The organism is Saccharopolyspora gloriosae (genome assembly GCF_022828475.1).
Lineage (GTDB): Bacteria > Actinomycetota > Actinomycetes > Mycobacteriales > Pseudonocardiaceae > Saccharopolyspora_C > Saccharopolyspora_C gloriosae_A.
In genome coordinates, this window is sequence record NZ_CP059557.1 from 151,270 (window position 1) to 165,600 (window position 14,331).

General features: G+C 69.6%; 12 protein-coding genes and 2 tRNA genes. 4 read left to right on the forward strand and 10 right to left on the reverse strand.

Annotation, left to right across the window (positions count from 1 at the left end; genetic code table 11):
* Positions 1-272: 272 nt before the first annotated feature.
* The 5 genes from H2Q94_RS00650 to H2Q94_RS00670 form a co-directional block, all read right to left on the reverse strand.
* Positions 273-1,547 carry an NAD(P)/FAD-dependent oxidoreductase gene (locus H2Q94_RS00650; protein ID WP_243790877.1) on the reverse strand — a complete coding sequence of 425 codons (1,275 nt, stop codon included), beginning with the start codon at positions 1,545-1,547 and terminating at the stop codon, positions 273-275.
* Positions 1,544-1,951 carry a GtrA family protein gene (locus tag H2Q94_RS00655; RefSeq protein ID WP_243790879.1) on the reverse strand — a complete coding sequence of 136 codons (408 nt, stop codon included), beginning with the start codon at positions 1,949-1,951 and terminating at the stop codon, positions 1,544-1,546. Before H2Q94_RS00655 ends, H2Q94_RS00650 begins: the two co-directional genes overlap by 4 nt.
* A complete protein-coding gene (locus H2Q94_RS00660; RefSeq protein ID WP_243790881.1) occupies positions 1,938-2,936 on the reverse strand; it encodes a glycosyltransferase family 2 protein in 999 nt (332 codons plus the stop codon). Before H2Q94_RS00660 ends, H2Q94_RS00655 begins: the two co-directional genes overlap by 14 nt.
* Positions 2,937-3,181: 245 nt before the next feature.
* A complete protein-coding gene (locus H2Q94_RS00665) occupies positions 3,182-6,463 on the reverse strand; it encodes an arabinosyltransferase domain-containing protein (protein ID WP_243790883.1) in 3,282 nt (1,093 codons plus the stop codon).
* 105 nt (positions 6,464-6,568) lie between these two features.
* The gene (locus H2Q94_RS00670; RefSeq protein ID WP_243790885.1) at positions 6,569-7,396 is read right to left on the reverse strand and encodes a helix-turn-helix domain-containing protein; all 828 of its coding nucleotides are present in this window, start codon (positions 7,394-7,396) and stop codon (positions 6,569-6,571) included.
* A gap of 249 nt (positions 7,397-7,645) precedes the next feature.
* On the opposite strand from H2Q94_RS00670, the gene H2Q94_RS00675 reads away from it, so the two are divergent.
* From H2Q94_RS00675 to H2Q94_RS00685, 3 genes are all read left to right on the forward strand, one after another.
* The gene (locus H2Q94_RS00675) at positions 7,646-7,870 is read left to right on the forward strand and encodes an HC3 family zinc finger protein (RefSeq protein ID WP_243790887.1); all 225 of its coding nucleotides are present in this window, start codon (positions 7,646-7,648) and stop codon (positions 7,868-7,870) included.
* Positions 7,867-8,295, forward strand: a complete 429-nt coding sequence (locus H2Q94_RS00680; protein WP_243790889.1) for a hypothetical protein — start codon at positions 7,867-7,869, stop codon at positions 8,293-8,295. The genes H2Q94_RS00675 and H2Q94_RS00680 overlap by 4 nt, the downstream gene beginning before the upstream one ends.
* A gap of 218 nt (positions 8,296-8,513) precedes the next feature.
* Positions 8,514-9,380, forward strand: coding sequence for an alpha/beta fold hydrolase (locus tag H2Q94_RS00685; protein WP_243790891.1), 867 nt, complete (start codon positions 8,514-8,516; stop codon positions 9,378-9,380).
* Positions 9,381-9,437: 57 nt separating this feature from the next.
* On the opposite strand, the gene H2Q94_RS00690 is transcribed toward H2Q94_RS00685, so the two are convergent.
* Together H2Q94_RS00690 and H2Q94_RS00695 are read right to left on the reverse strand one after the other, a co-directional pair.
* A complete protein-coding gene (locus H2Q94_RS00690; RefSeq protein ID WP_243790894.1) occupies positions 9,438-10,409 on the reverse strand; it encodes an LGFP repeat-containing protein in 972 nt (323 codons plus the stop codon).
* Positions 10,410-10,809: 400 nt separating this feature from the next.
* Positions 10,810-11,934 (reverse strand): LGFP repeat-containing protein, encoded by a 1,125-nt coding sequence (locus H2Q94_RS00695; protein ID WP_243790896.1) that lies wholly within the window; start codon positions 11,932-11,934, stop codon positions 10,810-10,812.
* Between the two features lie 689 nt (positions 11,935-12,623).
* Here H2Q94_RS00695 and H2Q94_RS00700 point away from each other — a divergent pair.
* Positions 12,624-12,992, forward strand: a complete 369-nt coding sequence (locus H2Q94_RS00700) for a group I truncated hemoglobin (protein ID WP_243790898.1) — start codon at positions 12,624-12,626, stop codon at positions 12,990-12,992.
* 95 nt (positions 12,993-13,087) lie between these two features.
* Here the strand turns inward: H2Q94_RS00700 and H2Q94_RS00705 are convergent, their stop codons facing one another.
* The 3 genes from H2Q94_RS00705 to H2Q94_RS00715 all read right to left on the reverse strand — a co-directional run bounded on the left by H2Q94_RS00705 (position 13,088) and on the right by H2Q94_RS00715 (position 14,258).
* Positions 13,088-13,606, reverse strand: coding sequence for a DUF4232 domain-containing protein (locus H2Q94_RS00705; RefSeq protein WP_243790900.1), 519 nt, complete (start codon positions 13,604-13,606; stop codon positions 13,088-13,090).
* A gap of 450 nt (positions 13,607-14,056) precedes the next feature.
* Positions 14,057-14,129, reverse strand: a tRNA-Arg gene (locus tag H2Q94_RS00710).
* A 39-nt stretch (positions 14,130-14,168) separates the two neighbouring features.
* Positions 14,169-14,258, reverse strand: a tRNA-Ser gene (locus H2Q94_RS00715).
* Positions 14,259-14,331 lie beyond the last annotated feature (73 nt).

Here is a 14,331-nt window from a genome sequence, read left to right on the forward strand (position 1 = left end):
GTGTTTCCTGCTGGGGTGGTCGGGTAGCGGAACCTCAGCCGTCTTCTCGCTGCGGGATCAATTTTTCGAGTGGCTCCGCCACACGCAAAATTGCTGTCCTCGCGAGAAGACGGCTGAGAACCCGCCGGCGGTCGGCCTGCTCAGGTGGGCTATGCGCTTCGCGCATACAGGCACGGCTTCGCCGCGAGGCACGGCTTCGCCGCGAGGCAGGCTTGCTTCGCCGCCCTTCGCGGCTTTGCCGCTCACAAGATTCGTGTACGGTTCTGATCAGCTCATCCTGGAGGGTTCTGGGCGAGGCCGAGCTGCCGGACCACGTCGTGGGCCATCTGGATGGCGTAGCTCTGGCCGCGGTCCTGGGGGTAGATCTGGGACATGGTGGCGAGGGTGACGCCGGGCATCGAGGTGGCGTGCTCCGGGATCAGCGCCCGGTACTCGGGAGTCACCACGGGCTGGGCGAAACCGGCCTTCGAGAAGTGCCAGTCCTTGATCCACGACTCGTCGAAGTCCGGATTCAGCTTGCGCAGCCACGGGATGTAGCGCTCCAGCAGCTCCGCCGGGTCGGTGGTGAACCGCCAATCGTCGCGCGGTACGTAGTTGCCGACGTAGACGACGTGGCGCCCGCCGTACTCGGCGCGGTCGACCATGTTGGTGTGCTCGACGACGGCGAGGAACGGGAAGTCCGCGTCGTTGATGTTGAGCCAGTAGTACGGGATGACGCTGCGATCGCACTCCAGCACGAAGCACGTCGCACCCAGGTACTGGTTGCGCCACAGCACGTCGTCGGACTCGATGTCGGCCGCCTTCGCGAACACCGGCTGCGGCACGGTGACGATGAGCCGGTCGAACTCGTAGGCGGTGCCGTCGGCGGTCTTGACCTCCACGGCGTTCGGCTGGCGGATGGAGGTGACGGGCTTGCCGAACTCGACGCTGCCGCCGCGTTCGGTCACCGCGTCCAGCAGCGCCCGGTACACCTGCTCGAACCCGCCGTGCACGTAGCCGAGCCCGAACGTGCGGTAGTGGATCCGCGCCCACAGCCACGCCATCGAGACGTCTTCGGCGCGGTCACCGAACTTGCCGGTGAGCAGCGGTTCCCAGATGGTCGCGGTGACGCGCGGCCCGGCCCACCGGCGCATCCAGTCCAGGGCGCGCACCGAGCCGAAGCGGGCGCCGTCGCGGACCGCTTTGAGCGCGGCGGAACTCGCGCCGAACCGCAGCCGGTCGAGCATCGAGAACTTCGGGAACTTCAGCATCTCCACCGGAGTCCCGAACGGATGCAGCTCGCCGCCCAGGTACACGCCGGTCGTGGGGGAGTGGAACCGCAGCTTGTCGGCGAGCCCGAGTTCGGTGATCAGGTCGATGATCGCCCGGTCCGTCTTGAAGCTGTGGTGGTAGAAGCGCTCCAGCGGGGTACCGCCGACCTCGATGGAGGCCGCGAGGCCGCCGAGCTCGGCCGAGGCCTCCAGCACGGTGACGTCGTGACCGGCTTTGACCGCGTCGAACGCGGCCGTCAGGCCGGTGGCTCCGGCACCGACGACACCCAGCTTCATCCGAAACTCCATCTCTTGTTGATCAGGTATTGCAGCACCACGACCAGCGGGATCGCGGCGGCCTTCACCAGGTTCGGGTTGATCTCGAGCACTCCGGAACCCAGTTGCAGCAGCAGGAACGTCAACGCCATCCCGGCGAGCCCGACGCTGTAGAACCGGACGAAGCGGACCAGCAGGCGGTCGGAGGTGCGGAAGTTCAACCAGGCGTTGAGCGCGAAGTTGTTGGCGATGCCGACGCTGGTGCTGATCGCGTTCGCGAGCTGCTCGTGCAGGCCGACGGTGTTGAACAGCAGCAGGAACACCAGGTAGTCGAGGGTGACGCCGCTGATCCCGATGATCCCGTAGAGCACCAGCGCCCTGCTGGGCCGCGGAATCCGGGACGGGCGCGGATCAGCCCTGGTCATGCCGGAACACCTTGCGCACGATGTAGAGCGGGCGTTGCCGCACCTCGTCGTAGATGCGTCCGACGTAGCTGCCGATCACGCCGAGCGAGAGCATCTGCACACCGCCGAGGAACAGCATCACCACCATGAGCATGGTCCAGCCGGACACGGTGACCTGCGGCAGGAACACCCGCATCGCCACGGCGTAGAGGATGCCCAGCGCGGCCAGCGCGAGGCTGAGGAACCCGATCCGGGTGATCAGCTTCAGCGGCGCGGTGGAGAAGCCGGTGACTCCGTCGGCGGCGAGCCGCACCATCTTGCGCAGCGGGTACTTCGTCTCGCCCGCGGCCCGTTCCTCCCGGTCGAACAGCACCTCGGCCTGCTGGAACCCCATCGAGGCGACCATGCCGCGGATGAACCTGCTGCGTTCGCGGAACCCGCGCAGTTCTTCGGCGGCCCGGCGGTCCAGCAGCCGGAAATCCCCGGTATCAACGGGAATGTCCACTTCGGCCAGGTTGTGCAGCAGGCGGTAGTAGGCGTGCGCGGTGAGCCGCTTGAAGCGGGTGTCGCGCCGGGTGCGCCGCCGCGCGGACACGATCTCCGCTCCGTTCGCCCAGGCGTCGATCATCTCGACGCTGACGCTCGGCGGGTCCTGCAGATCGGTGTCCATCACGATCACCGCGTCGCCTTCGGCGTGGTCGAGACCGGCGGTGATGGCGATCTGGTGACCGAAGTTGCGGGCGAAGTCCAGCACCCGCACCCGCGGGTCCGCCTCGGCGAGTTTCCGCAGCATGGCCAGCGAATCGTCGGCGGAACCGTCGTTGACGTAGACGAATTCGTACTCGAAGTCCGGGCGGGTGTTGATGGCGGCGGTCAGTTCGCGGTGGAATCGGCGGATGCCGTCCTGCTCGTTGAACACCGGCAGCACGTAGGAGATGAGCGAACCCGTCGCCGCCTCCTCGGTCCGTTGCGACGGCACCGGTGCTTGGCTGATCGTTTCGGCCACCTGACTCCCCCTCATCACCGCTGGCGCTGGGTGGACGCCGAGCGTGGCGGAACGGTTGCCCGGCCGCCGAGAATCCGGCGTGGGCCTTCCGGGCGAGGAACGCCACGGGTGCCCGGACTGGCCAGTTTTCCGCATTCGCGGGCACTTTCGCACCGTGCTCGTGTGATCGTTATGCGTCGGCTCGGCGAACTCGGTGCTCAGGCGCGGTGTTTCACCGGTTCGGCGGGATCCGCGACGCCGCGTGTTCACGGATGCAGGTTCCCCTCTTCGAAGGGGTATTCGCCGTCGCCGTCCGCGCCGCCCTGGCGCACCCGCCGGGTGTGCTGGTCGTAGACGTCGCGATCCAGGTCGTAGCTCACCGACAGCACGTGGCCCCAGGTGAAGCCGGGATCGCCGCGCAACCTGCTCGGGGTCTCCCACCGGCGGGATTGGCTCGGCACCCCGGTGAACACGCCGCCGTAGGACGGGTCGAACGCCATCGAGCTCTCGCCGCCGGGCGGGGTGATGAACAGGCCGGGACTGTCGGCGGTGCCGTGCGACACGCGCGGATAGTCGGTGTAGCAGGGGAAAAGGAAGCTGATCGGCCAGTCGACCAGCGCCGGGACGCCGCCGTCGAGCACGTCGCGCAGCGGCACCACATCGCGCACCGCCGGTCCGCCGAACGCCAGCCAGCCCTGCTCATCGGTGGTGGCGTCGGTGGCGCGCAACCGCACCCGGTCGGCGCCCGCGGGCAGTTCGGCCGCGTCGACGGTGATCAGCCGCCAGGGGCGGAAGTCGCGCCAGTCGGCGGCGCGGCCCATCCGCGGGTCGTCGAACGGCAGCTGGCGCGGCGGTGGATCGCGCAGTTCGCGGGAGCCCAGCGCGCGGACCTGATCGGCGGCCGCGGGGTCCGCGGTGTCCTGGCCGAACTCCAAGCGCAGGTCGTTGCCCTGTTCGGGGCGCCCGGCGACCCACACCGACAGTTCCTGGCCGGAGCGCAGCGCGGGCAGCTCGAACCAGCCGGTGGTGACTTCGCCGGTGGTGCGCGGGCCGTCGGCGAGGCTGTCCCACATCAGCGGGCTCGCGTCCGTCGGCTCGGCCTCGGCATCGGTGGGGCGCATCGCCAGCTCGTCCGGGGGGCGGTGCAGCAGAGGTTCCTGCGGGGGCCGGCCGGGACGGCCCTGGTTGGCGACGAAACCGGCGGGCTCCCGTTTCGCGGCAGGTTCTTCCGCGGCGTCGGTGTCGTCCAGCGGGCCTTCGGTGATCCGGAGCGTGCCGTCCTCGGCCAGCGGCAGCGTCTCCACCTCGTTCTCGATGCCGCAGCTGCGCGCCCGCACGCTGTCCCAGCTGGAGCGGCCCACCGAGAACGCGCCGGCCTGCGCGGGAGCCTGCAGGAACGAGCCGATCAGCACCGCGACCATCACCAGCGCGGACGTCGTGAACAGCGCCGTCGCGGGCACCGTCCACGCGCCCGCCAGCACCCGCAGCCGCACCAGCCCGAACGCGAGGACACCGATCAGGGCGGCCGCCAGCAGCCACGGCAGCGGACCGTCCAGCGGCAGGTCCAGCGGGCGCGTCGCCGTGTCCGACCACGGCACCCCGAAGTCCGAGTACTGCCACCAGGAGTTCGGCCCCTGGAACGCCAACGCCGCCGCGCCTGCCCCGGCCACCGCACCGGCGGCGCCGAGCTGCCGGGCCTCCCGCCGTGCGTTCGGCAACGCCCCGACCCGAGCCAGCAGCACCACCGTCACCGCCAGCAGCGCGGGCGCCACTCCGGCGAGCGCGCCGAAGTGGTGCGTCCACTTCGACGGCGTCAGCCACAGCGTCGCGAACACCGCCAGCACCGAGCCGATCAGCAGCGGCAGCTCCGGCAGCCGCGCCGCGCGGTGCAGCCGCCGCAGCACTCCGGCCGCGGCGAGCAGCATCGCCGCGATCGTCAGCAGCACCGCGAGCCGCTTGCTCGCCGTGCCCCACGTGCTGGTTCCCAGCAGCGAGGAGTAGCGCTCGATCTCCTCGTACCAGCCGAGATTCGGCCCGAATTCGTTGTGGATGGCGGTGGCCTGGGTGAACCCGGTCCAGGCGGAGTCGGCGAACATCGCGACCACGCCGACCGAACCGAGGCAGCACAGCAGCACGGCGCGCGTCGGCACCGCCATCCAGCGCGGCAGCTCACCCCGCAGCATCAGCAGCCGCCAGATGCGCGGCACGAACATCAGCACGATGAGCACGGCCGCGATCCCGGTGGGCGTGACCGCGACGGTGAGTCCCGTCAGCAGCGCGGCCCCGCCGAGGTAGCCGAACGGTGCGCGCACACCGGGCGCGGTCGCGCGCAGCAGCAACGCGAGGACGGCGGCGGTGCCGAGCGCGACGAACGCCTCCGGCCGGATGCCGAGGTCGAACGGCAGCCAGCACGCCAGGAAGAACACCGCGGTCAGCAGGTGCACCCCCGCTCGCCGCGCCCCTCGGCACAGCGGGGCGACGATGCCGTGGCTGAGCACCAGCCAGGTGAGGAATCCGGCGACGATGCTCGGCACCCGCAGCCAAGCAGGCGCCAGGCTGTACTCCGACACCCAGCGCATCAGGTGCTGCACCAGCGTGAACGGAGCTTCGGAGGCGTTGAACCAGCGGTAGAAGTTGCCGATGTCGCCGGTCGCCGCGTGGTTGCGGATGGTCAGCATCGCGAAACCGTCGTCATCGCTGATCGGCCCGATGACCAGCCACAACGCCAAAGTCGCCGCGACCACGACATCAAGCGCCAGTAATAGCGAGAGGTTGAAGCGAATGCGACCGAGCGCTGCTCGCCGGATTTCCGCCCAGGCCGGTGGCGTATGCGCGATCAGCAGCAGCAACGACGCGGCGGCCAGCACGATCGCGAACCCCGTCAAGGACAGCTTCAGCGCGGTCGGGGCCGTCTCGAACCAGGTGTAGGTGCGGGCTGTGACGGACAGCTCCGCGGCCTGCTCCGGCGCCAGCCCGGTGCTGAACGTGAGGATCTCCGGCGCGGGCACACCGGGCAGCGCGATCGGGGGCAGGTTCCCGACGGTGACCGTGGAGCGCTCCGCGTCGGCCCGCACGGTGAGGCCGCAGTTCGCGGGCAGCGGCGGCAGCGGCACGTCCCGTTCGCCCATGATCAGCTTGGGGGTGCCGCCCTCGGCGCTCAGCGCCAGGCCGTCCCGGTCGCTACCGGGCGGGACCGTCGTGAGCACCATCGTCGGATCGGGCCGATCCAGCGCGGCCCGCAGCGCGGTGCACGGGATCGTGGCGGTGAACTCGGCGGGCCGGTACGGGGTGAGCAGTGCGGTGGTGGACACGGCGGGCTCATCGGCGGCGGGCCAGCTCACCTCCGTGCGATCCGCCCACACCGGCGCGAACGGCAGCGCGAGCGCGCAGCCGAGCCCGGCGACGCCGAGCAGCAGCGCCACCGCGTGCGCGATCCACCGGGCGCGGCGTGCCGCGTGGGCGGTCAGCGCGTCGAGCGGACGGCTCGGTGGCGCCTTCGGTCTTTCGCCGGGTGCACCGTCCGAGCGGATCGGGCTGCTGGGCTCCACGACACCGTCCTCAAGAAGATCTTCCCCGCCGCGCGGGGTCATTCTTGCGCACGTGTCAGGCCCGGCTCCGGTTGCCGCCCGTGGAACCGGTCTTCTCGCCGGGGGTCAGAGCGATTCGTCGAGGAAGGTCGCGGTGTCGGCGGGACTCAGCGCGGCCGCGCCGAGCCGGGTGAACGCGGCGTCGTACCAGTCGGTCTGAGCGGGGCCGTCGAGGTAGTCGGCGTTGATCAGGTTCTCGATGTACACCAGCGAACCGGGAGTGGGCTGTTCGAAGCGCAGCAGCTGGAACGCGGTTCCCATCGCGGCGTGCGCGCCGGTGCCGAACGGCAGCACCCGCACCGTGATGTTCGGCCGTTCGGTGAGGTCGCGCAGGTGCGCGAGCTGCTTGTGCATCACGGCGGAGCCGCCGACGTGGCGGCGCAGCACGGCTTCGTTGAGCACCACGTCGAGCATCGGCGGCTGGTCCCCGGTGAGCACCTGCTGGCGGTCGGCGTTGATGGTGGCGAGCCGTTCGAGTTCGTCGGCGTCCCGGCGGGGATCGGCGGCGAGCCCGGCGGCCTTCGTGTACTCCGGGGTGCGGAACAACGCGGGCACGAGTTCCGACTCGTACGTCGAGATCGTCGCGGCGATGCTTTCCATCGCGACGAATCGTTGCGCCCAATCCGGAACGCGAATGTGATTCCGTTTTCGCGCTTGGCGGGCGAGTTGCAGAACGGTGTCGGCGGAGTCGCCCGCCACCCCGTAGCAGTCGATGAGAAGTCGGACATCTCCCGGCCCGATGGTGGCCTTGCCCGTCTCGATCTTGCTGATTTTCGGTTTGGTGCATTCCAGGGCGATCGCGGCCTGTTCCTGGGTCTTTCCGCAGCTCTCGCGCATGTCCCGCAGTAGTCGGCCCAGTTGTAGCCGGGCGACGGGCGGGCCGGTGATGCTCATCGGCGGCCTTTCGGGCGAATTGTTGTGATCACTACCAGTTGTTCCAGTGCGGAGAGCCGAAGGCAATCAAGATCATCCGAATGGGTAGTTCCTTCTGATGGGGACTCTCTTTATCGTTCAGATGCACGGTTTCGTTTCCGATGTTGGTCGTGGTGCGCGAACGATGCGGCGGCTGGAATATCCCGGATTTCGACCGGCCGGTTCCGTGCCGCGCATCGGCGCCCGCGGCCGAGAACGAGGAGGTTCGCGGTGTTCATCAGGTCAGCCGGTCCGGTCGCGTACTGGCGCCCGGCGAAGGGCGAGCGGCACGCCTTGTCTCCGGAGCAACGTCCCTATCCGGGGCAGTTGCGCGAAGCGTTGTGCGGGCTGCGGCTGACGGTCACCGAACCCTCCGACTGCGACTGGTTCGCCGAGACCTGCGCGGATTGCCTGGTCAGGGCCAAGGCGCTGCGGGATGCGAGGGAACGAGCATGATCGAGCAGTTCGGTGCGATCGCGGCCGGGATGGCGCTGCTGATCGTGGCGGTCATGCTGTTCCCGCTGCGCAGCGGCGCAGGTGAACACGCGCACGCGGGGTCGGGGACGGTCACGGTGGACCGGCTCCGCGCATCTCTGACGACCCGGGCCACCGCGACCCGGACCGAGGTGACGCCGCCCCGCCCTGCGCTTGCTCCGATGGCCGCGGCGGCGCCGCTCCGGGCCGTGCCGGATGAGGAGATCGTCTGGCCGAGCGACGACGAGCCGGAACACGTCGGAAAGCACCGCCTGCGCACGGAGGACTGGGTCTGCCACCGGCTGGCGACGATGCTCGCACTGCACGCCCACCACGCGCGCCGCCCGATCCGCGCGAGCGGGCCACCGCCGCGAATCGATATTCGCTTGCACAGCGCCGTAATCTGAAGAGCATGATCCGCTGACGAAGCAGAACTTCCAGAATGATCTGCGCAGGTGTCCGGGTACCGGAACCTCAGCGGCCTCGCCGCTGACAGGACGACGACCGGAAGATCATTCTGCACGGGCTTCTCCGCCCGCTGCTCGCCGGAATCCGGCAGCCGAAGATGTTCCGATGACTCGCCGCGCTGCCGTTGTTCGCCGCCGCGGCCGGGAATGAGGCTTCCATGTCAGCAACTCAGGCACCCACGATCGTCCTGATCCACGGCGCCGCGAGCACCGCAGCGGTCTGGGGACCGCTGCAACGCGAACTGGCGCTGCGCGGCCACCGCAGCCTGGCGCCGGACCTGCCCGGCCACGGGTTGAACGCGCACCACCCGGCCGGCTTCTACCGGTCCCCGCAGGACCTCGACGAGTTCGCCACCGCACCGTCCGCGTTGGCCGGTGTCGGCCTCAGCGACTACGCCGACCACGTGGAGGAGCTGGTCCGGCGCGTCGCCGAGCACGGTCCGGTGCTGCTCGCCGGGACCAGCGCGGGCGGCCTCCCGATCACCGCGGTCGCCGAACGCGCACCGGAGCTGGTCGACCGGCTGGTGTATCTGTCCGCCTGGTGCGCGGTCGGTTCGGACACGGTCGGCGAGTACGTGAGCCGACCGGAACGTGAGGGGAACCTGTTCGACCGGATTTCGTGGCCGGTGGTCGGCGATCCGGCCGATCTCGGCGTGATCCGGATCAACCTGCGCAGCTCGGATCCGGACCTGTTCCGGACGGCGAAGGCCGCGATCATGGCGGATGGGACCGACGACGAGTTCCGCGCCCTGCTGGACGTCATGGAGCCGGACGCGAACTTCGCCATCGCCGCGGAGCCCAGGTTCGCCACCGCGGCCCGCTGGGGCCGGGTTCCGCGCACCTTCGTGCGGTTCACCGGGGACGAGGCGATCCGGCTCGCCGAGCAGGACCGCATGATCAAAGAAGCGGACGAGCTGGCCGACGTCCGGTTCGACGTGCGGTCGATCGATTCCAGCCACGTCGGGTACTTCCACCGCCCGGCGGAATTCGCGGACCTGCTCGGCGAACTGGCCGCCGGAATCTGAGTCCAGCGGGCCGCTCGCACGGAGCGGCCCGCTGGAGTCCTCACTCGCGAATTCGGTTCACCACGGGAAGTCCTCGACCGCACCGTTCTCCGCGGTGAGCACCGCGTAGCCGCCCTGGAAGTCGACCCGCTGACCACCGTCCACTTCGTACGGTTCGGACGTCGGGTAACCGAGGTAGGAGCTCTCCCGGCCGAGCTCGTCCCAGTGCGTCAGGATCGCCCCGGTCAGCCAGTGCGCCCCGCTGTCGGGGTGCCAGTAGGCGGCGCCGGGCGGGGTGCTCGTACCGGTGAACTCGTTGCTGCGGCCCACTTCGTCGGCGGCGACCTGCTCATCGGTCGTCGGGTAGCCGAGAACTCCGGTTTCCCAGCCTTGCGCCGCCCAGACGTTGCGGATCTCGCCCTGCACCGAGTGCGCGCCGGTCTCCTCGGACCAGTACACCGAGGCGCCCGCCCCGTCCGGCCCGACGAAGTGGTTGTACCGCCCGGCTTCGTCGGCGGTGGCGGAGGTGGTCTTCGTGGGGTAGCCGAGGTAGCCGAGCTCCCAGCCCTTCGACTCCCAGAATTCGCGCACCGGCCCCCACACGCCTTGCGCCCCGGTGTCCGGCGTCCAGTAGATAGAGGCCGCACCGGTCGCGTCGCCGCCGGTGAAGTGGTTGTAGCGGCCCACGCCGTCCGGCGCTCCCGTCTCGTCGGCGGTGGCGGCGCCGAGCGTGGCGTAGCCGCCGCTGTCGTTGTAGCGGGCGGCGATGTCGCCGTGGATCTCGGTGACTCCGACGCCTTCGGCGTGGAACAGCCAGCCGTACTGGAACGCCTGGTAGGTGACTTGTCCGTCGACCTGCTCGGAGTCGACCGGCTGGCCCAGCAGCTGCTGCAGGTCGGCGTCGTTCCAGTAGCGCTCCTCGATCGGAGTGAACGCCTGCTGCTCGGCCTGCCCGACGGGAGCCGGCGCCGCGACGGCGGTCGCGGGTCCGGCGAGCGCGAGCGGCACGGCGGCAGCGGCCAGCATGATTCCCCAGCGCGTGTTCTTCACGACGATCCCCTTTTCTCTTGCCCCACAAGGAATTCTGTCGATGAGGAACACGCCCGGCGGGTTCCGCGGGTTGCCCGGAAAGGGCACGTTCACCGGTTCGGCCGCATCCATCGGAGTCAGCCCCGGGATGGCACCTCCGAAACCTAGGTGGCGCGACGGTGTGCCGTGGCAGAAGAGAAGAGGTGCGCCTGGCGGACCCCACTCCGCCAGGCGCACCCCGGCCACCCGAGCAGCACCCGCAATACAGCCCCCTTCACCCTCCAACACCTCGAAAAACCACGCCTTCAACCCCGCAACAACCACGACCCCCACAACCCCTCAAATCCAAGGCGTTGCAAGGACCGCTAGAACCCGCACCCGGTCAAAGGGACATTCACCTGAATCGGCTCGGCTCCGGAACTCAGCGCTTCGGGAAGTCGAAGACGCGTCCGGTGGCACGGTGCCAGTCGATGTAGCCGAGTTCGAATTCGGTGCTGCGGCCCCACGCCACGTCGTGCTCGCCGCGCACCGGATAGCCGAGGTAGGACCGTTCCCAGCCGAGTTCGGCCCAGCGAGCGCGAGTACCGCCGTAGACCTCGACGGCCCCGGTCTGCGGCGACCAGTAGATGGACGCGCCGCCGGTGCCGGTGAAGTGCGCGTACCGGCCACGTCCGTCCGGAGTGGACAGTTCGTCGGTGGTCGGGTGGCCCAGCAGCCCGTTCGGCCCGCTGAACTCGATGTACTTGTCGCCGATCGCACCCCGCACGGAGTGCGCGCCGGTCTCCGGGCTCCACACGATGCCCGCGGCGAACTCGCCGTCCCCGTCGAAGCGCGCGTACTTGCCGCTGCCGTCGGCGGTGCTGAGCTCGTCGGTGGTCGGGTAACCCAGCGGCCCGGCCTCCCACCCGGAATCCGCCCACTTGTCCCGGATGGCGCCCTGCACGACGTGCGTCTCGTTGCCCCGGGTCAGGTAGATGGAGGCGCCGTCGCGGTGGGAGAAGTGGTTGTAAGCGCCGAGCCCGTCCGGTGTGGCCGCGGTGTCGGTGGCGGGGTAGCCGATGGCGTCGCCCGCGCCGAGTTCGGCCCACTTCTCCAGGATCGGTCCGCGCAGGTGGTGCGCGCCGGTCGCGCCGGTGAAGTAGATCGCCGAGGCGGTCTGCTTCCCGTCCACGCTGACGAATTCGTTGTAACGGGCGCCGTTGCCGTCGCCTGCCTCGTCGATCGTGGGCACGCCGATGACGTCGTGGCCGCCGAGTTCGACGAACTTGTCGAGGATGCCGCCGAAGACGATGTGCACACCGGTGTCCGGCGTCCAGTAGAACCGGGCGTGCTCGTACTCCCGCCAGCGCAGCGAGTCGCTCTCGACCTCTTCGTCGCCGAGCGGGTTGCCGATGGCGTCCTTCACTTCGCGCGGCAGTGCGGAGTAGCGCTCTTCGATGGCGCCTTCGCCGGGCGCGGCCCGCTCGTCGGTGGCGGGCGTGCTGGGAGCGGGCGTGCCGGTCGTGGGGGCGGTGCCGGTCGGCTGCCCGCTCAATCCCGTTGTCACGTCGTGGAGGAGCCCGTCCTCGACGCCGTCATCCCCGGTGGTCTGCTCGGCGCTGCGGGTCGTTGTGGTCGGCCGCTGGTGAGCGGCTGCCCGTATGCGTGGGCGGCGCCGGGCAGCACGGTCAGGAAACACAGAGCCGCTGCGCTGAAGGCGGCCCCGGCGATCTTGGTGACGGTCACTCCCAACCCCTTTCGAGTTGTCACCTCCCTTGATCGCCGAAGGGGGCTGAAAGGTTGCACTCTGTTACCGTTTTGAGTCCGACTTTCCTATCGCACTATCCTTCGGACTTTTCCGGCCAACCGATAACGGTCTTGACGTCACTCAAGGTGGCTGGGCCGAATTCGCATGGATGCAGGTGGAGTGGTGTTACCGGCGCCGGATCGGCCAGGTGGCGGCCGATTCCGAAGCAGTGAGTAATCAACTTTCGGCCGCAACCGTCCGTATTCATGCTCAGTTCAGGCCACGCGCGGGACCGCCCGATCTGGCCGCCGCATTCCCGCGTGCCGCAGCATCCGATGAAACCGGCACGAAACGCGCCCGGCCCTGATGAATCACCGGGAAGTCCACCCGCTCTCGCCGTGCCCGGCCGCGCGATGAGCGGAACTTAGCGACCCGTTCACGGCCGCCACACGCTGCGGCAAAGCCGAGGCGGTGAAGTGGAGCCCTCCCACCGCAGGAAGGACGGCCACATGAGCATCTACGACGAGATCGGCGGCACCCCGGCACTGGAGCAGGTCGTCGCCGCCTTCTACGAGAAGGTCCTCGCAGACCCGGAGCTCGCCGGGTTCTTCACCGGCACCAACATGTCCCGGTTGCAGGGCAGGCAGGTGGAGTTCTTCGCGGCCGCCCTCGGCGGCCCCGAACCGTACCGGGGCGCCGGGATGAAGCAGGTGCACCAGGGTCGCGGCATCCGGCGGTCGCACTTCGACCGGGTCGTCGTGCACCTGTCGGCATCGTTGACCGAAGCGGGCGTACCACCGGCCACAGTGGACGCGATCCTGGCCGCCATCGCCCCGCTGGCCGACGACATCGTCACCCCGTCGACCTCGGCGGCGTGACTCCGACGAACGCCCCGGACAGCGAGAAACCCCCGGCGGGCGGGGGTTTCTCGCGATCGGGATCGTTCGCGGGCCGGGCCGGCCTGCCTGGCGACTCAGCCCTGGGTGACTGGCGTGACCTGCAGGACGTCGCCCTTGATCGGCTCGTTCGCCGGCCACGCCGCGACCTCGCGGGTGTCCTGGCCCTCGGCCGGGGAGGGCAGGTCGAGCTCGACCGAGCCGGGCACCGCGGCGTGCGGCGCGTCCCCGGTGGCCTGGATGAGGTAGGAGTGGGCGGGGCTGGAGGCGGTCAGGTTGACCGGCTCGGCCACGCCGCCGTCGGGCGCGACCGACACGTCGGAGATGGGGCCGTCGGCGGCGGTGAACACCACGCCGCCCGGAGCGCCCTGCAGCTTGCAGTTGGTCTGCGGGTTCGCGGCGGTGTAGCTGATCAGGAACGCCTCGTGCCCGGCAGCACCACCCTGCTCCTTGGTCACCGCGACGTTGACGTCAGCCGCGCCGCATGCGACATCGCTCGGGTTGGCCAAGGCGGACCCGGCCGACAGCAGGGAAGCCCCGGCCACGGCGCCGACGGTGGCGGCGATGGCGGCGGCACGACGGATGTTCGCGATCATGGTGTCCTCCTCATTGGTTCGTCTCACCTGAAGACGGCTGCGAACCCGGGAGGATGCTCCCGAATGACACTCCCCATAGCCGGGCAACCCCGCTCGTCGCCGTGCGTCTCACGTACCCGCGAGCGAGGCTCCGACGTCGCGGTGGCTGATCGGTCAACGGCCAGGACCGTGCGAAACGGGGCCGCCGGTCTCCCGGCGGCGAACTCGTTCGGCCCCGGTCAGATCGGGCCACGGCGCTGCGGATGGGCTTGGTCCGGACCTCGAGCATCGAGGCGGTGTTTCTTGGGCCGCTTGGCCGTGTCCTGGCCGAGCCTGCCGGAGCTCAGCGACCGCCACTTGTCCGGGTTCTTGGCCTTGAATGCCGCCACGCTGGACCGGCTCAGTGCGGGGCCGGAAAGCAAGAAACCCCCTGCGACTAAGTAGGGGGTTTCGAGCTGTCTCGACCAGACGTGCGCCCGAAGGGATTCGAACCCCTAACCTTCTGATCCGTAGTCAGATGCTCTATCCGTTGAGCTACGGGCGCTTGTTCAGTTGTGGATCCCCGCCTGGGCGGGAACCCCTGCGGAGGCTCCGGGATTTGAACCCGGGAGGGGGCGTGACCCCCAACCGCATTAGCAGTGCGGCGCCATAGACCAGACTAGGCGAAGCCTCCCGGTAGTCCTCTCGGCCACTGCGGAAAGACTACACGGCTCGTGTTCGCCCGAACAAAGGGGGTGGGGGTTGAT